Origin of the sequence: Alsobacter sp. KACC 23698 (assembly GCF_045348435.1) — a bacterium.
Taxonomy (GTDB): Bacteria; Pseudomonadota; Alphaproteobacteria; order Rhizobiales; family Beijerinckiaceae; genus Alsobacter.
In genome coordinates, this window is the sequence record NZ_CP157484.1 from 3,762,254 (window position 1) to 3,780,947 (window position 18,694).

17 protein-coding genes are annotated in these 18,694 nt (G+C 69.3%); 4 read left to right on the plus strand and 13 right to left on the minus strand.

What is annotated here, in order from left to right; translation table 11 throughout:
* Window positions 1-15: 15 nt before the first annotated feature.
* From ABEG18_RS17930 to ABEG18_RS17940, 3 genes are all read right to left on the minus strand, one after another.
* Window positions 16-2,901, minus strand: a complete 2,886-nt coding sequence (locus tag ABEG18_RS17930; RefSeq protein ID WP_406854408.1) for a hypothetical protein — start codon at window positions 2,899-2,901, stop codon at window positions 16-18.
* A 1,045-nt stretch (window positions 2,902-3,946) separates the two neighbouring features.
* Entirely contained in the window at window positions 3,947-4,222 is a 276-nt protein-coding gene (locus ABEG18_RS17935; RefSeq protein WP_406854409.1) for a chemotaxis protein CheW, read from the minus strand.
* Window positions 4,223-4,357: 135 nt separating this feature from the next.
* A complete protein-coding gene (locus tag ABEG18_RS17940; protein ID WP_406854410.1) occupies window positions 4,358-4,591 on the minus strand; it encodes a hypothetical protein in 234 nt (77 codons plus the stop codon).
* Window positions 4,592-4,730: 139 nt separating this feature from the next.
* On the opposite strand from ABEG18_RS17940, the gene ABEG18_RS17945 reads away from it, so the two are divergent.
* Both ABEG18_RS17945 and ABEG18_RS17950 read left to right on the plus strand, forming a co-directional pair.
* Window positions 4,731-7,496, plus strand: a complete 2,766-nt coding sequence (locus ABEG18_RS17945) for an ATP-binding protein (protein WP_406854411.1) — start codon at window positions 4,731-4,733, stop codon at window positions 7,494-7,496.
* Window positions 7,493-7,879: a group II truncated hemoglobin gene (locus tag ABEG18_RS17950; RefSeq protein WP_406854412.1), complete on the plus strand. Its 387-nt coding sequence runs from the start codon at window positions 7,493-7,495 to the stop codon at window positions 7,877-7,879. Before ABEG18_RS17945 ends, ABEG18_RS17950 begins: the two co-directional genes overlap by 4 nt.
* A 9-nt stretch (window positions 7,880-7,888) precedes the next feature.
* Here ABEG18_RS17950 and ABEG18_RS17955 read toward each other — a convergent pair whose 3' ends face one another.
* Complete coding sequence (locus ABEG18_RS17955; RefSeq protein ID WP_406854413.1) at window positions 7,889-8,581, minus strand: methyltransferase domain-containing protein; 693 nt, start codon at window positions 8,579-8,581, stop codon at window positions 7,889-7,891.
* A gap of 36 nt (window positions 8,582-8,617) precedes the next feature.
* Window positions 8,618-9,013, minus strand: coding sequence for a response regulator transcription factor (locus ABEG18_RS17960; protein ID WP_406854414.1), 396 nt, complete (start codon window positions 9,011-9,013; stop codon window positions 8,618-8,620).
* Window positions 9,014-9,275: 262 nt separating this feature from the next.
* Between ABEG18_RS17960 and ABEG18_RS17965 the strand changes: the two genes are divergently transcribed.
* A complete protein-coding gene (locus ABEG18_RS17965) occupies window positions 9,276-9,509 on the plus strand; it encodes a hypothetical protein (RefSeq protein WP_406854415.1) in 234 nt (77 codons plus the stop codon).
* Here ABEG18_RS17965 and ABEG18_RS17970 read toward each other — a convergent pair.
* Window positions 9,482-10,717 (minus strand): dipeptidase, encoded by a 1,236-nt coding sequence (locus ABEG18_RS17970; RefSeq protein ID WP_406854416.1) that lies wholly within the window; start codon window positions 10,715-10,717, stop codon window positions 9,482-9,484. The two genes, ABEG18_RS17965 and ABEG18_RS17970, sit on opposite strands and share 28 nt — an antisense overlap.
* Before the next feature lie 124 nt (window positions 10,718-10,841).
* Here ABEG18_RS17970 and ABEG18_RS17975 point away from each other — a divergent pair, with 124 nt between their 5' ends.
* Window positions 10,842-11,246: a response regulator gene (locus ABEG18_RS17975; RefSeq protein ID WP_406854417.1), complete on the plus strand. Its 405-nt coding sequence runs from the start codon at window positions 10,842-10,844 to the stop codon at window positions 11,244-11,246.
* Between the two features lie 42 nt (window positions 11,247-11,288).
* On the opposite strand, the gene ABEG18_RS17980 is transcribed toward ABEG18_RS17975, so the two are convergent.
* The 7 genes from ABEG18_RS17980 to ABEG18_RS18010 all read right to left on the minus strand — a co-directional run bounded on the left by ABEG18_RS17980 (window position 11,289) and on the right by ABEG18_RS18010 (window position 18,688).
* A complete protein-coding gene (locus tag ABEG18_RS17980; protein WP_406854418.1) occupies window positions 11,289-12,317 on the minus strand; it encodes a sensor histidine kinase in 1,029 nt (342 codons plus the stop codon).
* A 4-nt stretch (window positions 12,318-12,321) separates the two neighbouring features.
* Window positions 12,322-12,786, minus strand: coding sequence for a response regulator (locus ABEG18_RS17985; RefSeq protein ID WP_406854419.1), 465 nt, complete (start codon window positions 12,784-12,786; stop codon window positions 12,322-12,324).
* A complete protein-coding gene (locus tag ABEG18_RS17990) occupies window positions 12,786-15,089 on the minus strand; it encodes an ATP-binding protein (protein WP_406854420.1) in 2,304 nt (767 codons plus the stop codon). Before ABEG18_RS17990 ends, ABEG18_RS17985 begins: the two co-directional genes overlap by 1 nt.
* Entirely contained in the window at window positions 15,082-15,642 is a 561-nt protein-coding gene (locus tag ABEG18_RS17995) for a biliverdin-producing heme oxygenase (RefSeq protein ID WP_406854421.1), read from the minus strand. The genes ABEG18_RS17990 and ABEG18_RS17995 overlap by 8 nt, the downstream gene beginning before the upstream one ends.
* Window positions 15,643-15,885: 243 nt before the next feature.
* Window positions 15,886-17,286, minus strand: a complete 1,401-nt coding sequence (locus ABEG18_RS18000; protein WP_406858639.1) for an MATE family efflux transporter — start codon at window positions 17,284-17,286, stop codon at window positions 15,886-15,888.
* 156 nt (window positions 17,287-17,442) lie between these two features.
* Window positions 17,443-17,910 carry a BA14K family protein gene (locus tag ABEG18_RS18005; protein ID WP_406854422.1) on the minus strand — a complete coding sequence of 156 codons (468 nt, stop codon included), beginning with the start codon at window positions 17,908-17,910 and terminating at the stop codon, window positions 17,443-17,445.
* A gap of 115 nt (window positions 17,911-18,025) precedes the next feature.
* Complete coding sequence (locus ABEG18_RS18010; protein ID WP_406854423.1) at window positions 18,026-18,688, minus strand: hypothetical protein; 663 nt, start codon at window positions 18,686-18,688, stop codon at window positions 18,026-18,028.
* Window positions 18,689-18,694: the final 6 nt, after the last annotated feature.

Sequence of the window (18,694 nt, forward strand, 5' to 3'; positions counted from 1 at the left end):
TCCCGGCATCGTCGATCAGAAGCTCGCAACGCCCCCCGGCATTGCCGTGAGCCCGGCTTCGAAGAGAACCGCTTCGTCCTCCCGCCGGCGTGTCAGTCCGGCTTCGACCGCTGTTCCTCGCCAGACGCGTTTCATCAGTCGGATCAGCCCCGGGATCTCCGCGAAGCGCGCCTCAGCCATGGCCACGCCGATGGCACGCATCTCGCGGTACCTGTCGAGCGCGTCAGCGGGATCGCGCTGCTTGCGATAGGCGGCACCCCGGTTGAACGACAGCGAGACGAGCGCTCCGAACGCGTCGGGCGCGAGCGCACCGGTGTTGTCCAGGACGCGGACCGTGGCACCGACGAATTTCGGAATCGTCGCAGCGGCGAACACCGCTGCCGAGTCGTCCCACCCGACCTTGATGTCGGCGAGCGTGGCGACCAGCGCTCTGAGATCCGCGTCACTGTCCCGGCCTCCGTGGCGCCCGATCATTTTCGCGAGCCGGCCGCGGTCCGCCGGTGGCAGGGCCTGCCAGTCCCGCTCGAACTCGGACGCATTGACGTAGCCGAGGTCGTACCCAAAGCCGATCGTGATGCCCGAGTTGCCGCGCGGCCAGATGGGTCGCTGCCGAATAACCTTCTCGTAGAATGCGCGCCCGCCGGTTTCGTAGTCGATGATCAGGTTCCGCGATCGCCCCGACACAATCGGCAGCGCCGAGCCAGCTTCGGTGCCACCTGAGGCAAAGGTCCGGGCAGCGGCGAGCAGTTCGACCCGCTGCTCTACTAGTTCGGCCGTCGCCGGGTCGAGCTGAGCCGCATCCGTCTCCGCCGCAACGGCCTCAATTGCCGGTGCGACTTCCGCGACAGGCTCCGTCTCGCTGCTCTTCAACGCCCTATCCAGCACGGTACGAAACAGGTCGCCGACCGTTGCGAACCCGTTGTCCGTCGGGTGCAGTTCGTCAGCCCAGCGCATACCCACCTTGCCGCGGAGGTCGACGTGGTACGCGTTCGGGTGGCGCCCGCCGGCATTGCCGCCGCAGAGCCCAATCAGCATCGCGTTTAGTGCATCGATCAACTCGGCGACGATCTCGCGCTGCAGGCTCGCGTCCCGTATCCCGAGCTGGTTGCCCATGGGACCAGCAAGCCAAGCGTCCACCTTGGCCCAGAGCGGGTGGCGCTTGTCGCCGGGAACGGCCGGTAAGGCGTGGTCGTAGCCATGGCAGAGCACGGGGAGCCCTGAAAATTCCTGCGCGACATTCTCGAACAGCGTAGCGAAGCACGTTTGCAAGCCGGCCAGCCGGCGGCGGAACTCCCCGGTGTCGAGATACCAGCTCGCCGGCTTCCCAGGCGTGAAGGGCCTCAAGATTTTGGTCAGCACCGAGACGCCGTCCGGGTCCTCGCCGACGATGTCGTTCCCGCTCCCGGAAACCAGCAACGCTTTAGCCTTGCCCCTCCACTGCCTGAGCCCAGCGAGGTGCCTCTTCTCCGTAACGACCATGTTCGACAGCGTGTCGCCCGCAGCGTCGAGGCTCCAGATCGAGTATGCCGACCCCAGCTGATCGATGACGTCGTCGAGGAAGATCGGGAATTGGAACCAGCTGTCCCCCACCGAAACTAGGACTGGTCGCGGATCGCCGGCGTTCATGCGGGCGAAGAAGGCGTTGTTTCGCCGCCATTGCGATAACTCGTTGGCCCAGTTCATCAGCTGGGCGCTTTCGACGCCGAGCTCCACCTCGCCGATCGCAACCACCTCGGGATTGAATCGAACGGCGGGGGCGAAGGGCCGCGAAGCGGCAGGATCCGGGATCACGAGCTGGCGCAGGACGTGCTCCGGCACTGTCGGATCCGTCATCATCCGCCGCGCGTCAGAAATGGAGATGCGGCCGAACTCAGGCTTCCAAGCCTGCGCCACCGCTGCGCTCTCGGTAAGCGGCAGTGCGGCCAATGCGGTCTCGAGGACCGGCGCTGCACCGGCGGGCAATCCGGGGATCGCGTCGAGGGAATAGCCGGCCTGCCGCAGCTCGTCGGCGAATACGCCAATGACCCTCCGCCGATCGCTGCGGACGAGGTCGGGGCTAAAGTTGACAACCCGCATCACGGCGCGGAATGCGTCCACGACAGTGTCCTGCGGCTCGCCTTTATGCGCGGCGTCCGACACGGCCTTCCAGGCACCGCGGATGTCCGGGATGGTTCGGAAGTCGGTGCGCTGGGAATCGGATGCGATGCCGATCACCATGTAGGGAAAAGCGTCGACTGGGTGCCCGTCAGCGTCCAGCAGCCGGAAGTCGTCGGGATCTAGCGTCATCCCGTTCAGCGCGGTGCCAGATCGTTCGGTACGCGCCACGACGATGTTGCCGGCCGAAAGTTCGGTATCAGTGCGGGCGAGCCCGATCTCAAGCTCTGCGCGGTTCTGATCCATCAGGAGTACTTCGGCGCCGCGCTTCAGTGGCGCGATCAACGGCTCCACGGCTGCAAAGGTGGACCCGACGGCTGAAGCGGAGAGTTCGGAGAGCAGGTCCAAATATGGCTTAGCGAGGTCGTCGCCAACAACAGAGAACAGGGCAATTTCGCTAACCAGCTCGCCGCGGAACGGGATTGGACCGAGCAGGGACTGGTTCACGACGATGAACCGGTCGAGATGCCGGGCGTCCAGTTCCTGGAAATTCTTGTTGGGCGAACTCACGGACATGACTTCGCGCATTCCGACGGTCGGGTCGGCGTGGACGAAGCGTGCATGAACTGTGGGATAGAACTTGCGCGACCATCGCCGCACATCAGTGATGTGAGCGCTGCGGAGCCAGACGCGGACGTATCCGCCGTCGGGGGCGATCGGCGCTGACTTTGGGCCGACATATCCGTGGCTGTAGTTGCGTGCGGTCTCTCCGGATAGCCGCGAAAGCATGTCTGCGAGTACGCCCATCACCGCTCGCCGCCTCCATTGGAGCCAACATGTAGGTTTACAGTCCGGAGATAATCGACTTCAGCTTAAAAAAAAACCGGTTACCGCGCTTGCTCAGGAGCACCATAGCGCAGCTGACATCTTCAGAGAATAACTTGAATTGCTCTACCCTGAGCTGTATTCAGCATTATTCGGCCAAACGCAATCGCGCACCAGCCGTACGACCTTGTTACTTGTGAGCGACCAGCTACGATAAAAGCACCGATTACTTCAGCGCGCAACTCCGAGGATTGCCGACGTGTTCTGTTTCTGTACGTTGTTGGCGATGCGATTACGCAATTGGACCACTCTGCCCGCGTTCGACACTTGACTGAACCGTTGACAATAGCCATTTAGAAATTGTAATATTATCCGTACTAGACACGACACTTGTTCACCAAATCGATTTATCGCAGCATTACGAACGCTCTATCGGTGCTCTCCAGTCCCATGCCGGGGGCCCGACTCGGCATACCGCGGGAGATGGGCGCTGCTGCCCTCGGTGGCGGACATGGCCGGCGTATTTCTTCTTCAGCCAAGCCTCGAATCTCCCCAACCGTTACGGAGTGTCCCGGCGCTTGCTGACGATGCGCTTTAAGCCGAGCCGGCACGCATGGAGGAACAGGGCCTTGCCGTCCTCGTCAGTCTCATCCACGAACGAGACCCATTTTCCGGCCCCGCCTCCAGCAGGCGCCGCAGCTCGGCTCGTCGCTTCTCCAGTGGCAACGACCGAAGCACCGACCGTAGAGTTCGAGGGGGTCGAAGGCCATGAGATCGCGCTGAGGACGAGCGGGCCCTCGGGGACGCGGTCGGCGGGGAACACGGGACGGGCGCAACGAAGCCAACTTTCCTGCGCGTCCTGCGCGCTCGTGGCGAAGCCGTCGTCCAACTCGGTCGCGACGACTTCCACGCACTGCGGCCTTGACTGCCTTAATGGCTTTGTTCACGAGCGCCTGCCCAAAGGTGGGGAAAAAGGTGGGAAATCCACAAGGCCCTATGGAAAAATTCTTTACGAGGCCAATGGTTATTACGAACATTTGTCGGAGACGGCGTCCGCCAGGACGCCTTCGAGCCGATCGCCGTTGGCCACCACGATGACCACGCTCGATCGCGAGATCGTGCTGGGGCCGAGGCCGAGGCGCTGTCGCAGGTCGATCACCGGCACTATGACGCCGCGCAGGTTGATCACGCCCAGGACGTGATCGGACGAGTTCGGAAGAGGGGTCGTCTGCTGCCAGCCGCGGATCTCGCGGACGGCGGAGACGTCTATGCCGAATGAGCGTCCATTCGTTTCGAATGTCACGAGCCGTTCTGGCAATTTGCACCTTTGATGGAATGAGATCGTCAAAATCAATTACAACTTAAATTGGTAAAACTACGGTAAATCAATTTTCAATTGCATAACCCGGATAGGTTGAAAGCCAGCCGGGTCGCGCACTCAGCCCAGGTCGTTGCGCCGCTTGGCGCGCTCCCTCAACTCGGCTTCCGGGATCGGAACCGCGCCGGTGCTGCCGAAGGTCTCGCCGGGGGGACTCCCGGGCGCGATGCCGCCGGGCTCCAGCGGATCGACGTCCTCGTCTTCCACCGGAAGCGTCGGCTCGATCGCGTCGGAGCGCTGGTCCGGGGGGATGTCGTCTGGGGCGGGACGCCTGGGTGACGGGGTCTGTGTCATGGCCGGTCCTCCTGAGACGGGAATGCCGGGCCGGGGCGCCGGGTTCCTTCGGCTTGACGGCCTCATGCCCGTGAATTGCCGAGAATGGCCGCGTGGGTTACATGCTGGCGGTGGGTTGATGGCGAGGGGGCGCGCGCCGGTGCAAGGCAGTGCGGACGAGGCGGACCTGTCGTCGCCGCGCGGGCGCGCGGACAATCCGGCGGGCTGGCATTCGCTTGGGCGGTTCGTCGGCTTCATGGGCCTGACCGGCCTCGCCATGATCGTGTTCGCGTTCCTGCTCCTGGCGCTCGACCAGCGCTCGCAGGTGCAGCGCAACGCCAGCCGCGACCTGCAGGCCACCGCCTATCTGCTCGCCGACCATGCGAGCCGCCTGTTCGAGGTCTCCGACGTCGCCCTGCGCAGCTCCACGGTCGCCATCGCGGACATGGACTGGGCCGCGATCCGGCGCTCCGAAGACCTGTTCCGCCAGTTCAGGGCCCTCCGGCAGGCGCTGCCCTATGTCGAGGACGTCTGGCTGAACGATTCGAACGGCGTCCTGCAGCTCACCAGCTACGCCTTTCCGACCCCCGTCTCCAACGCCTCGGACCGCGAGCCCTTCTCGGCCCTGCGTAACCCGACCGACCGGCTCTATCTCGGCGAGCGGATCGTCGGCCGGGTGACGAACCGGCCCACTTTCCTGCTGGCGCGCCGCCTGGAGCACGCCGACGGAAGCTTCCGGGGCATGGTCTCGGTCACCGCCGACCTGAACTATTTCGACGACTACTGGAACCGGGTCCGGCTGCCCTTCGATTCGCAGGTGACGCTCCTGCGCCAGGAGGCGCTCGACATCCTGGCCCAGCATCCCGCCCCCGTGGCGGGCCAGGCCTTCGCGCCGGCGCCCGCCGACCTCCTGCGCAGCTCCCTGGCCCGGTCGCCCGAGAGCGGCCTCGTCGGCGAGGAGGGCGGCCTGGACGGGGATGGGCGCCTCGGCGCCTATGAGCGGGCCGGCGATGCGCCGATCTATATCTATGTCAGCGTGTCCAAGAAGGCGCTGCGGGCCGAGTGGGCCCAGAGGGTGACCACCTACGGCCTCTTCGCCGGGGCCGGCTGGATCGCCTTCGGCGCCCTGACCATGATGGGGTTCCGCCAGGCGAGGCGGGACGGCGTCGCCACCGCCGCCCTCCAGACGGCCCGCGCCAAGCTGGTGGAGGCCAACGCGCTCCTGGAGGTCACCGTCGCGGAGCGCACGACGGAGCTGCGCGCCAGCGAGGGCCGGCTCAGGCTCCTGGTGGAGAGCGCCACCGACAGCGCCATCATCACCATGGACCTCACCGGCCAGATCACCCACTGGAACGTCGGCGCCCGCAACCTGCTCGGCTGGGAGCCCGCCGAGGCGATCGGCCAGAACATCCAGATCATCTTCACTCCGGAGGACCGCGACGCGGGCGCTCCCAAGGCCGCGCTCGGCGCCGCCCTCACGGAAGGCCGGGCGAACGAGGAGCGCTGGCTCCAGCGCAAGGACGGCTCGCGCTTCTTCGCCGCCGGCGCGCTCCTGCCCATGCGCGGCGGCGAGGCGGGCGCGCCCTCTGGCTTCCTCAACATCCTGCGCGACCGCACCCAGGAATTCGCCATCGAGGAAGGCAAGCGCACCCTCAACGAGACGCTGGAGCGCCTCGTCGCCGAGCGGACGTCGGAGCTGGCGGCCGCCAATGAGCGCCTGGTGGCGGAGGCTGCCAGCCGCCAGCGCGCCGAGGAGCAGCTGCGCCAGTCGCAGAAGATGGAGGCGCTGGGGCGCCTCACGGGCGGCGTCGCGCACGACTTCAACAACCTCCTCACGGTCGTCACCGGCAATCTCGATATGCTGAAGCGCCGGCTGGCGGTCGGCCCGGACGACCGCGCCCGCAGGCTGATCAGCCAGGCCATGGAGGGCGCCGACCGCGCCGCCGCCCTCACCTACAGGCTGCTCGCCTTCTCGCGCCAGCAGCCTCTCGCGCCCGAACCCGTCGACGCCAACAAGCTCGTGGCCGGCATGTCGGACCTGCTGCGCCGCACGCTGACGGAGAACATCGCCATCGAGACCGTGCTGGCGGGCGGGCTGTGGCGCACCCATGTCGACCCCAACCAGCTCGAGAACGCGCTCCTGAACCTCGCCGTGAACGCCCGCGACGCGATGCCCGACGGCGGCAAGCTGACCATCGAGACCGCCAATTCCTACCTGGACGACGACTATGCGGCGACCCGCGAGGACGTCCGCTCCGGCCAATACGTCATGGTGGCGGTCTGCGACACCGGCTCGGGCATGACGCCCGAGGTGATGTCGAAGGCGTTCGAGCCCTTCTTCACCACCAAGCCGGTCGGCAAGGGAACCGGGCTCGGCCTGTCGCAGGTCTATGGCTTCGTCAAGCAGTCCCAAGGCCACGCCTCGATCTACTCCGAACCCGGCCACGGCACGACCGTGAAGCTCTACCTGCCTCGCTTCAGGCAGGCCGGCGAACCGCGCACCGAGGTCGTCGCGACAGCTTCCGCGCGCCCGTCGTCCGCCGCCCGCGGCCGCGGCGAGACCGTGCTGGTGGTCGAGGACGAGCCGCTGGTCCGCGACTTTTCCGTGAACGCGCTCGAGGAGGCCGGCTACCGGGTGCTGTCGGCCGAGGACGGGCCGGGCGGCCTCGCTTTGCTGGACGCCCACCCGGAGGTCGCGTTGCTGTTCACCGACGTCGTCCTGACCGGGCCGATGAACGGTCGCCAGGTGGCGGACGAGGCGCTGAAGCGCCGCCCGGACCTGCGGGTCCTGTTCACCACCGGCTACACCCGCAACGCCATCATCCACCATGGCCGGCTGGACGACGGCGTGCACCTGCTGGGCAAGCCCTTCACCGCCGAGGCCCTCGCCGAGAAGGTCGGCGCGCTGCTGACGGACGGCGCATGAGCGACCCGGCCGCGCCCTACGCCCTGATCGGCGGCGAGACCGCCGTCCGGGCACTCACCCGGCGGTTCTACGCGCTGATGGACGAGCTGCCCGAGGCCGCCGCGTGCCGGGCGATCCACCCGGCCGACCTGGCGGGCAGCGAGGCCAAGCTCTTCGACTACCTCACAGGCTGGCTCGGCGGTCCCCCGGTCTACGTCCAGAAGAACGGCCCGCCGATGCTGCGCGCCCGTCACCTGCACGCTCCGATCGGCCCGGACGAGATCGAGGGCTGGCTGGCCTGCTTCCGCCAGGCCTGGGCGCAGACCATCGACCATCCCGCCGTGACGGCGGCGGTGCTGCCGCGCGTCGAGGCCCTCGCCCGCCACATGCACAACCGCGGCTGACGCGGCCGCTCAGACCCGCAGGTCGGAGCGGCGGACCTCGAACACGCTGGCCCCGGTCCAGCTGCGCCAGTGATGCTCGGGCAGGTTGATGTCGCGCAGCGTCGCCTCGTTGAAGCGCTCGGTGGCGTCGTAGCGGGCCGGGATCCGGAAGATCATCCCGATCGTCTCGTGGATGAAGTCTGGCGCGAAGCGCCGCACATGGATCATGGGCCCGAAGCGCTCGATCATGTCGGCGGCGGGCAGGTCGACGAGCTCCTCCGAGAAGCCGCCCGGCAGGATCGGCATCGTGAAGAGCATCACCCCGTCCGGCTTCAGCGCCTGCGCCAGGCGCACCAGCGGGACCGTGTAGCTGCAGCGGATATGCTCCAGCACGTGGTTGTGGACGATGAGGTCATAGGTCCCGCGCGGCAGGTCGAAGACGTCGCGACAGAGGTCGAAGTGCCGCGCCCCGAGCCCCGGATATTTGCCGGGCTCGATGTCGGCGGCCTCGTAGTTCCGCCCCCCGACGCCGCGCAGCAGCGCCGCCAGGCCCCGCTCCGGCGCGAAATGCAGGATCCGCGCGCCCGGCTGCAGCCTGAGGCGCTCCTGGACGTGCAGCCCCACCAGCCGGGTGCGCTCCAGCGATCCGCAGGACTCGCAGCGGACCTTGGGCCGCTTGGGCATGTCGGAGAAGGCGTTCCCGCCACACAGGTTGCATCGCATCGCGGGGCCTCGTCGTGTTGTGAGCGGCGGCGCGAGTCAGGCCCACCGGTCGGCGGGCGCCGGATCCGGCAGCCGCCGCAGGACCGAGCGCACGCGCGCCAGCAGCTCGCGAAGGTCGTAGGGCTTCACCACATAGTCGTCCGCGCCGAGCTCCAGGCCGACGATCCGGTCGATGTCGGAGCCATGCGCGCTGGCGATGATGATCCCGGCCGAGCTCTGGTCCATCAGCCAGCGGGCCAGCGAGAGCCCGTCCTCGCCCGGCATGGAGATGTCGAGCACCGCGACATGGATCGGCTCGCGGCCGGCCAGGTCCCGGAACGACGCAGCGTCCCGCGCCGACAGCACCCGGTAGCCATGCCCGCTGAGATATTCGGCGACCGCCTCGCGCAGGTCCGCCTCGTCCTCGGCGATCGCGACCGTCGCGACCGACATGTCCGCCCTCGACGGCTCACGCCCCAGATCGTCCATGCTGCAAGCCCCCGTCTCGGGCCGGGCCGGGACCGTCCCGAGGGCGCGAAGCTAGCATTCCGGAGGCGGCGCCACAACGCGAAGTCTAACCTCCGGCCGTCCTCCCGCGCGGCCGCGAAATTCACCAATCGTTAGGGAACAAGGATCCGGCGTCAGCGTTGACGTGAGCGCAACAGCGCCGGGCCGTCCGGTCGGTTCGCCGACCGCTCGAGACGAGGGGAACGACATGCCGCACCTGGATTCGCGCGCCATCGACATCGACGCCGAGGGCCTCGACCGTCTCCGCAGCGTGATCGCCACCGCCGCCGGCGGCGCCCTCGCCTATGATCCGGACGCCTTCGCGCTCGACGGCGACCACCGCGCCGTCGCCGCTCCCCAGCCGGTGATGAGGACGGCGCGCGCGCCCGCGCCCCGCCGGGGCCTGCGCCTGTCCTACGACGCCGCCGTCCTCTGGGCCTGAGCCGAGGCTGGCCGGCCCCGCTTCTCGGCGTCCTTCCCGTCATAGTCGGCCACCGTCCCGACCCGCGGCGCCTGCGTCCGGCGCAGCCGGCGTGAGACGCGCTCCACCTGCCGGAAGGCGCGCAGGAAGTTGCCGGCCGCAATGCCCGCGATGGCCTCGTCCGACCAGCCCCTGCGGATCAGCTCCGCCAGGAGATGCGGGAACCGGCTGACATTCTCCAGCCCGACAGGAACCCGCCCGCCGAAGAAGTCGGACCCGATGCCCACATGGGCGAGGCCGGTCTTCTGCACGATGTATTCGATATGGCCGCACAGCTGCTCGAGCGTCGCCTTCGGGGCGGCGCCGCTGCGGCGCAGATGCTCCTCTTCGGGCCCGGGCTGAGGCGGGCTGGGCGCGGCCTTGCCCCATGGGTCCGAGAGCGGCCGGTACCAGTCGCGCACCTGCTGGTTGATGAAGGCCGGCACGAAGGTCGCCATCACGACCGCGCCGGCCCCTTTGACGCGGGCCAGCACGTCGTCCGGCACGTTGCGGGGGTGGTCGCACAGCGCGAAGGCGTTGGAGTGGCTGAACACCACCGGCGCTTCGGAGAGGTCCAGCACCTGATGCATCACGCTGGGCGCGACATGGGCGAGGTCGATGATCACGCCGAGCCGGTTCAGCTCCTCGATCACCGCGCGCCCGAAGGCCGTCAGGCCGCCATGGCGCGGAGCGTCGGTGGCGCTGTCCACCCAGTCCAGCGTCTCGTTGTGGCAGAGCGTCATCAACCGCATGCCGACGCCGTACCAGATCCGCAGCGGCGACAGGCTGTTCTCCAGGCCCACGCCGCCCTCCACGGTCAGGAACGAGGCGATCTTGCCCAGCGCCTTGGCCCGGGCGACGTCCGACGCCTTGCGGGCCGGCAGGAACACGTCCGGGTAGCGCTCCTCCATCTGCAGGGTGACGTCGAGCACCTCCATCACGGTGCGGCCCGGATGGGGCGAGTGGGTGGGGATGAAGCCGGCCCAGAACTGGGCCGCGACCTTGCCCTCCTTGAGGCGCGGGATGTCGGTGTCGTGGCCCTGGTGCACGCGCCCGGGCTCCCACACGGCGACGTCGCCCCTGGCGTCTCGGTCCGCCCGGATCACCCAGGGCAGATCATTGTGGCCGTCGAGCAGGGGAATGCGGTCGAGCAGGTCGAGGGCGTGCGCGAGGGCGCGGTCTTTGGCCATGGGTCACTCCGGGGTGGGGCGAATCGGCCACACCCGATCCCTAGTGAAGAGGCGGGAAAGCTGCCGCCTTGGAATTCGGACGTAAAGCTCGGAACCCGCAGGACGGGTCTGCGTTATGCGACCCATGAAGGATTTCTCCGGCCTGCGTGTCCTCGTCGTCGAGGACGAACTCCTGGTTGCGCTTGCGCTGGAGGACATTCTCAACGACATGGGCTGCGAGATCATAGGCCCGGTCTCCCAGATCGAGGAAGCCGAGACTTTCGCGCGCACCCGAGACATCGACGCCGCGATCCTGGACGTGAATGTGCGCGGCCGCCTCATCTACCCCGTCGCCGAGGTTCTCACCGGGCGGGGCGTGCCGGTGCTGTTCTGCAGCGGCTATTCCGACACCGCCGTGCTCCCCGCCCCGTTCCGCGCCCTGCCGCAGGTCGCCAAGCCCTATGACGAGAGCGCGCTCCGCCGCGCCATGGAGAAGGCCTTCGGCCATCTGCGGGCGGAAGGCCGGGCGCAGGGCTCCGTCCGGGCCTGACCCCTGGACCATGCTGCGCGATCGCCAGGACATGCAGCGCCTCTAGGCCTGCACCTGGATGTCCCGCGGCTCCGGCGTCAGCGGGAACGTCAGCACGCATACGACGCCGGTCGGCGGAAAGGCGAGCTTCACCGACCCTCCGAGTTCGAAGCCGACGCTGCGCTGGATGAGCGTCGATCCGAAGCCGCGCTTCAGCGGCTCGGCCACCGGCGGCCCGTCCTGCTCGCGCCAGGTCAGCGTCAGCGTCTCGCGCCCGTCGGCTTCGCCGATCGTCCAGTCCACGAACACCTGGCCCTTGTCGGACGACAGCGCCCCGTATTTGGCCGCGTTGGTGGCCAGTTCGTGGATGATGAGGTTCACGGTGAGAGCGTGCTGCGGGGGCAACTGCACGGGCTCGCCGCTCAGCACCACATGGCCCCCGTCGCCGCGGCGGAACGGCTTCAGCGCCTCCGCCAGCAGCTCGTCGAGATCCATGTCGCCCCAGTTGGCCCGCAGCAGCAGCGAATGCGCGCCCGCCAGCGCATGCATGCGGCCCATGAAGGCGCCCTCGAACTCCGGCAGAGAGCTGCTGCGCCTGAGCGTCTGCTGGGCGATGGAGATCACCGTCATCAGCGTGTTCTTCACCCGGTGGCTCAGCTCGGCCACCAGGAGCCGCGTGCGCTCCTCGGCCCGCAGGCGCTGGTGGCGCACCTCCGACTCGCGCAGCGCCCGCTCGACCGCGGGGCCGAGCCGCTGCAGCCGCGGCTTCAGCACATAGTCGGTCGCGCCCTGCTTCAGCGACTCGATCGCGATCTCCTCGCCCAGCACCCCCGAGACGAAGATGAAGGGCGTATGGGGCGAAAGCTCCCGCGCCAGCGACAGCGCCGACATGCCGTCGAAGCTCGGCAGGGAGAAGTCGGACAGGATGAGGTCGTAGCCGCCCTCATGCAGCTGGGCGGTGAAATCCTCGCGAGACTCGACGCGCTGGATCGTGAAGGTCAGCCCGCTCCTGGCCAGGTATTCGGACACCAGGTCCGCGTCGAGCTCGCTGTCCTCGACGAGTAGGATGTTCACCATCGCGCGTTGGTCCATTCCATCACTTGCCGACGGCGGAGCGGCGGGCCCCCGGGGGCGGCGGCTCGTTGAGGATGGCCCAGAACATTCCCAGCTCCTGGATGGCTTCGAAGAACTCCTGGAAGTCAACGGGCTTGACCACGAAAGCGTTGACCCCGCGCTGGTAGCTGGCGACGAGATCGCGCTCCTCTCGCGAGGATGTGAGCATGACGACCGGGATGGGGCGCAGGTCCTCGTCCTTCTTGATCTTCTCCAGCACCTCCAGCCCGTCGATCTTCGGCAGCTTGAGGTCGAGCAGCACCACGGCGGGCTCGCCGGGCTCGCGCTGGGCGAAGGCGCCCTTGGAATAGAGGTAGTCCAGCGCCTCCGCGCCGTCGCGCACCACGACCACCTCGTTGGCGAGCTGGCACTTGGCCAGCGCCGCCAGGGTCAGCTCCACGTCGCGCGCGCTGTCCTCCACCAGCAGGATGGGTCTCAGTTCGGCCATCAGCGCCGCTCCATGTGAGGCAAGGAAAAGAAGAAGCATGCGCCCTGGTCGACCACGGCCTCGGCCCAGGCCCGGCCGCCATGGCGCTCGACCATGCGGCGCACATTGGCGAGCCCGATGCCGGTGCCTTCGAAGTCCTCGGCCCGGTGCAGGCGCTGGAAAACGCCGAAGAGCTTGCCCACATAGGCCATGTCGAAGCCGACGCCGTTGTCGCGCACGCTATAGACCGTCTCCCCGTCGCGCCGCTCGCCGGCGATCTCGATGACGGCGACGTCCTCGCGGGCTGTGTATTTCAGCGCGTTCGAAATCAGGTTCTGCCACACCTGCCGCAGCAGGCTCGGGTCCCCGTAGGTCGGCGGCAGGCGGCCGATGCGCCACTCGATGGCGCGGCCCTCCATCTCGGGGGAGAGCAGGCGGCGCACCTCCTCGACGAGCTTGCCCATGTCGATGCGGACGGGATGCAGCGTCACCCGGCCCGCCTGGGAGAAGCTGAGCAGGTCGTCCACCAGCCGCCCGGCCGAGAACGCCGACTGGATGATGTTGGAGAGGTAGTGCGACGCCTTCTCGTCGAACTTGTCGCCGTCGCGTTCGCGCAGCAGTTCGGCGTAACCGACGATGTGGCGGAACGGCGCGCGCAGGTCGTGCGAGACCGAATAGGAGAAGGCCTCAAGCTCCTTGTTGGACTTCTCCAGCTCCTCGCTGAGCTCGGCCATCTGCTCGGCCCGGCGCAGCACGATGTCGACGATCGCGCCGCGCAGGTTGCGGGCGGCGTCGATCTCGGCGGCGGACCAGGGCATCGCCGTCAGCCGCACGGTCTCCTTCCAGGCCTCGAAGGACGTGCGCGGATGCAGGCGCTCGGAGTTCGGCTCGGCGATCTTGCGCGGCTCGCCCGCCCACTGGACGGTGCGGATCACCTCGGGCCGGAACCACAGCACATAGCTGGCGTGGATCTGCGAGATGGAGATGCCCAGCACGCCGCTGGCCCGGTCCTTCAGGGCCGCCGCGTCCGGGACCAAGCCGGCCAGGGAATCGGTGGCGAAGACGCCGTCCTCGATATGGGGGCCGATCCGGTGAGCCAGCGCCAGGATCTCGTCCCGGCTGGGCGTCTCGCCCACCCGCTTCACCTCCAGGTCCGACACCACGGCCGCGCCCGTGGCTCCGGTCAGCGCCAGCAGGCGCTCGCCGTCCTGGGTGAGCCCGTTGAGGAATTGCGGCGCCACCGCCATCGAGGTCAGCAGCCGCCCGTGGATCTCCTGCAGGCGCACGCGCTCGGCCGCCTCGGCGTAGAGGCTGAGCCCGGCCAGGCGCATCGCCACGAGCTGGCCGATGAAGTCGCAGGCCGACCTCACCGGCTGCGGCGCCCGTCGGCTCTTGGCGTTGTGGCACGAGATCAGGCCCCAGAGCCGGCCATTGACCACGATCGAGATCGACATGGACGCGGCCGTGCCCATGTTGCGCATGTATTCCAGATGCACCGGCGAGACGCTGCGCAGCACCGAGAAGCTCATGTCCAGCGGCTCGGGCGACCCGCCGTCGTCGGCGCGCAGGATCGGAACCGGCGTGTAGCCGGCGTCCGGGATCTGGCGCACGCGGTTCAGCCGGTAGAGCTCGCGGGCCTGGGCCGGGATGTCGCTCGCCGGGAAGCGCAGGTCGAGATAGGAGGGCAGCGCGTCGTTGCGGCTTTCGCCGCGCACCGCGCCGTTCCAGGCCTCGTCGAAATCATAGACCAGCACGCGGTCGAACCCGGTCGTGCGCCGGACCGCGGCCGCCGCGCTCTGCGCGATCTCCGCCACGGTGCTCGCGTCCTGCAGGTCCGTCGCCAGGCGCCGCACGTCGGCGTAGAGGTCGTCGGCGTGGTGGGGGCCGCCGGTCGCCTCCTCCAGCTCCAGCACGACCAGCCCGCCCGCCCGGTGCGCGACGGGGTGATAGGCCGCCCCTCCGACGGTCACGACCCGCGTCGGCGCGAATCCCGGCCCCGGGGAACCCGGCCCGGAGGAACCCGGCCCGGAGGCGAGCCCCTCCAGAAGCTCGGCGCCGCCGTCGCGCAACACCTGCGCCAGCGGCCGGCCCAGCGCCTGGGCGGCGTCCACGGTGAGCGCCGCCGCCGCGTTGGCGCTGACCTGCCGGATCGTCCAGTCGGCCGGATCGAGCGCGAACAGCACGCCGTGGGGCTGGATGCTGCCCGGCGTGCGGATCGGCTCGCGCGCGCAGCTGTCGAGCACGGCGTCCGTCACCGGCGCGCGCCCGCCCGCGGGCGTCCGCCCGCCAGTTCCCCCCGCTGTCGTCCCGACCGCCTCATCCATGGCGCGTCCTCGCGGGCGCGAACAGGCAGGCCTGCAGGCTCTCGAAGGTCGCCAGCGCGGCGCAGACGATGCGGTCGTCGGCCGCCGGCGAGGACAGCGACGCCAGGATGTCCTGGAACGCCCGCCAGCGCGCCGCGACGTCGCGCCCGTAGCTGGCGAAATAGGTCGCGCCCGGCCCGGCGAGGCCCAGCCGGCGCTCAAGGCTTTTGGCGATCACCTGCCCACCCATCGTCGATCCCTCGAGCACGTAAAGCGACCCCATGGCCTCCTCGACGTCGTCCAGCCGCGGGATGCGGGGCGTCTGGCGCAACGGCGCCAGGCCGAGCGCCGCGAGGTCGGCCTCCAGCAGCGGCAGCTTGCGGCGCGGGCCGAAGAACGCCTCGTCGCCGACCAGCTCGCCGATGCGTGGCTCCCAGATGCGGAAGAACGCATGGAAACGGGCGACCAGCGCGCCGTAGCGCTCCAGCGTCAGCCCCGGCCCGAGCATGTCCAGGTCGGACTCGATCCGGTCATGCGCGGCGCGAGTTTCGGTTCGCAATCTCGTCAGCAGCATCGCGTCGTCGGCGTCCCGGTCAGTCGCCGGTCGCGCGACAGCGTCGTCCGGCCCCTTCCGGTCCGAACGCAATCCCCTTAACGCCGAACCCGCCGCGCGGTTCCGGGCCATATCGCCATTTTTCAAAGGATCGGCGCGCCCCACCTGAGGGGGGCGTCAGCCAGGGGAAAACGAGCATGGGGGGCTTCCTCGTCGCCGGCCCCCGACCGTACCGCGCCTCGGCCCGAGGCGTCCAGCGTCCGTTCAGCGCAGCTCCGCCGTCAGGCCGAGCCGGTCCCGCCGCATCCAGCGCGCCAGCATGAGTCCCGCCACGATCGCAAGCCCTGTGGCGAGCCCCGACCAGATCCCCGCCCCGCCGAAGCCGAGCGGAAAGGCCAGCACGGCGCCGAGCGGCAGCCCGACGCCCCAGTAGCCGATGGCCGCGTAGATCATGGGCATGCGGGTGTCGTGCAGGCCGCGCAGCATGCCCTGCCCGACGGCCTGCGCGCCGTCGGCGACCTGGAACAGCGCCGCGAAGGCCAGGAACAGGACCGCGGTCTCCACCACCGGCGCGTTGCCGGGCGCCGAGGCGTCCAGGAACACGCCGATCAGCGCCCGCGGGGCGGCCAGCATCGCCGTCGCGGTCAGAACCATGGCCCCGACCCCGAGCCCGAACGCGGTCCACCCGGCGAGCGTGGCGGCCTCCCGCTCCTTCGCCCCATAGGCGCGCCCCACCCGCACCGTCGCGGCCTGCCCGATGCCGAGCGGGATCATGAAGGTGAGTGACGCGATCTGGATCGCCACCGCGTGCGCCGCCAGCGAGGTCGGCCCGATGATCCCCATCAGGAACACAGCGCCGTTGAAGATCGACACTTCGAAGATCAGCGTCGCCCCGATCGGCAGGCCGACGCGCCAGAACGTTCGGAACCGCGGCCAGTCCGCCCGCCAGGCCCGCCCGAACAGCCGATAGCGGCGGAAACGCCGGTCCAGCGAGACCACGCCGGCCAGCACGGCGAACATCAGGATGGTCGCGCTCAGGGTCGCAAGCCCGGAGCCCGTCAGGCCGAGCCGGGGCGCCCCCCAGTTGCCGAAGATGAGCAGCCAGTTGAACAGCGCATTGGCGGCGAGCCCGAGGAACACGCCCAGCATCGCCCAGGCGGGACGCTCCATCGCGGCCATGAAGGAGCGCAGGACGAGATAGAGGAGGAACGGCGCCATGCTCCATTGCAGCATGTGCAGATAGGCGCCCGCCTGCGCGGCAAGCCTCGGCTCCTGGCCGAGGCGCAGCAGCACGGCCTCGCCGTTCCACAGCACCGCCCAGCACGGAACGCAGATGCACAACGCCGCCCAGAAGCCCTGGCGGACGGTGCGGCGCACCTCGCGCACGGCGAACCGGTTGCGTCCCCTCTCGGTCGCCACCAGCGGCGCTGTGGCGCTCATCACCCCGATGCCGAAGATGAGGAAGAAGAAATAGAGGTTCGCCCCCAGCGCGCTCGCCGCCACCGCCTCCGGCCCGAGCCGGCCCAGCATGAGCACGTCCGTCGCCGTCATGCCGGTCTGGGCGAGGTTGGTCAGGATCAGGGGCCAGCTCAGGGCCAGGGTCGAGCGGACTTCCCCGACCCATGCGGCGCGGGTCGGGCGGGAAACGGCGGCGATGGTCATCAGCGATGTTCTAGAGAGAAGGGCGCCTTGCGAGAAGGCGGTTCGCCCGAAAAAGAGGCGAATGCGGCGGCATGGCTGCCATCCGCCGATGAGGGGCCGAAGTCCCGGCCACGAAAAAGGGGCCCGCCGAAGCGAGCCCCTGGTTCACGCCGCAACGCCTCACGGGCAGGGATGGCGCAGCCCATCATAGCCCAGGAAGGTGCCGCTGCCCGGGTCGTAGGACCGGTAGCGCTGGGCGCAATAGTCCGCGCCGCCGCCCCCATAGGCGTAGCCAGGCTCCTCGATCACGGTCGTGCGCGGCTGCGAGAGGGCCCCGCCGAGGATCGCGCCGGTCGCCAGGCCGGCGATGCCGGCGGCCGCGGCCGCCCCGCCATAGCCCCAGCCGCGGCGATATCCGTAGCCGCCGCCGTAGTAGCCGCGCCCGTAATAGCCGCCCCGATGGCCGTAGCCAGGCCCGTAGCCGCCGCGCCACTGGACCTGCGTGGCCAACGCGGCGTCGCTCGCCGCCTGCGCGACGGGCGCGCCCGCCGCCGGCATGGCGGACGCCGGACGCGTCGCCATCGTCGCGCCCGCCAGCGAGGCGGCCGCGAAGATCATCAGGGTGGTCCTGGGAACAACCATGGTCATGCAAAGCTCCTGTCGTGTCGACGACTGTTGCAGGATCAACGCGCTGGGCGGCCAGGAGGTCCCCGGCGCGCGACATCGCGCCTCACCGCCGGGCCGGGCGTCGCGGATCGTGGCGTCACGGCTTGGGCTCGGACCCCGTCGCGCCGCCCGTCGACGAGCCGCCCGTCGAGCCCGCGCCCGGGCCGGTCCCCGAGCTGGAGCCGGACGGCGCCATGGTCTTGGCCCGGTCCATCAGGCTGGTCGCGGCGTCCACGCAGGCCTTCATGGGCTCGCCGGGGCTGCACTGCACGGCCAGGCGCACGTCTCCGGCCCGCAGCATGAAGCGGGCGCCGGCGCGGCCCATGCCGCCCATGCCCATGCCGCCGCCCATTTCCCCCTGGCGCATCATGCGGCGCATCATCTCGCCATGCATGCGCATCTGCTCGGGCGACATGCCGCCCTCGTCCATGCGGCGCTCGCGCCAGCCGCCCCGCCCGGAATCGCGGCTGCGCCACGTCTCGTCCCGGCCGCCGTCGCGGCCGCCGCTGTCGTCGCGCTGGGCGGACCGGGATCCGGCGTCGCCGTGGCCGCGCCAGCCGGACTCGTCGTGGCGGCTCCAGTCGCTGCGGCCGGATCGGCCGCCCCCGCGGTCGCCGTGGTCGCTGTCCCAATCGCCGTCGTCATGGCCGCCCATGGGCATGACGTCGCCGCGGCGGTCCCAGTCGGGCGCGCCGGATTGGGCGTGCGCCGACAGCGGCAGGCAGGCGAGAACGCCCGCCAGAACGAGGATCCTGCGCATCGTTGA

Coding starts and splice junctions, on each gene's coding strand:
- ABEG18_RS17950 (WP_406854412.1), top strand. CDS start 7,493: ATGAGCGACCCGGCCGCGCCCTACGCCCTGATCGGCGGCGAGACCGCC.
- ABEG18_RS17985 (WP_406854419.1), bottom strand. CDS start 12,786: ATGGCCGAACTGAGACCCATCCTGCTGGTGGAGGACAGCGCGCGCGAC.
- ABEG18_RS17955 (WP_406854413.1), bottom strand. CDS start 8,581: ATGCGATGCAACCTGTGTGGCGGGAACGCCTTCTCCGACATGCCCAAG.
- ABEG18_RS18005 (WP_406854422.1), bottom strand. CDS start 17,910: ATGACCATGGTTGTTCCCAGGACCACCCTGATGATCTTCGCGGCCGCC.
- ABEG18_RS17940 (WP_406854410.1), bottom strand. CDS start 4,591: ATGACACAGACCCCGTCACCCAGGCGTCCCGCCCCAGACGACATCCCC.
- ABEG18_RS17980 (WP_406854418.1), bottom strand. CDS start 12,317: ATGGACCAACGCGCGATGGTGAACATCCTACTCGTCGAGGACAGCGAG.
- ABEG18_RS17960 (WP_406854414.1), bottom strand. CDS start 9,013: ATGTCGGTCGCGACGGTCGCGATCGCCGAGGACGAGGCGGACCTGCGC.
- ABEG18_RS17990 (WP_406854420.1), bottom strand. CDS start 15,089: ATGGATGAGGCGGTCGGGACGACAGCGGGGGGAACTGGCGGGCGGACG.
- ABEG18_RS17975 (WP_406854417.1), top strand. CDS start 10,842: ATGAAGGATTTCTCCGGCCTGCGTGTCCTCGTCGTCGAGGACGAACTC.
- ABEG18_RS18010 (WP_406854423.1), bottom strand. CDS start 18,688: ATGCGCAGGATCCTCGTTCTGGCGGGCGTTCTCGCCTGCCTGCCGCTG.
- ABEG18_RS17965 (WP_406854415.1), top strand. CDS start 9,276: ATGCCGCACCTGGATTCGCGCGCCATCGACATCGACGCCGAGGGCCTC.
- ABEG18_RS17930 (WP_406854408.1), bottom strand. CDS start 2,901: ATGGGCGTACTCGCAGACATGCTTTCGCGGCTATCCGGAGAGACCGCA.
- ABEG18_RS17970 (WP_406854416.1), bottom strand. CDS start 10,717: ATGGCCAAAGACCGCGCCCTCGCGCACGCCCTCGACCTGCTCGACCGC.
- ABEG18_RS17995 (WP_406854421.1), bottom strand. CDS start 15,642: ATGCTGCTGACGAGATTGCGAACCGAAACTCGCGCCGCGCATGACCGG.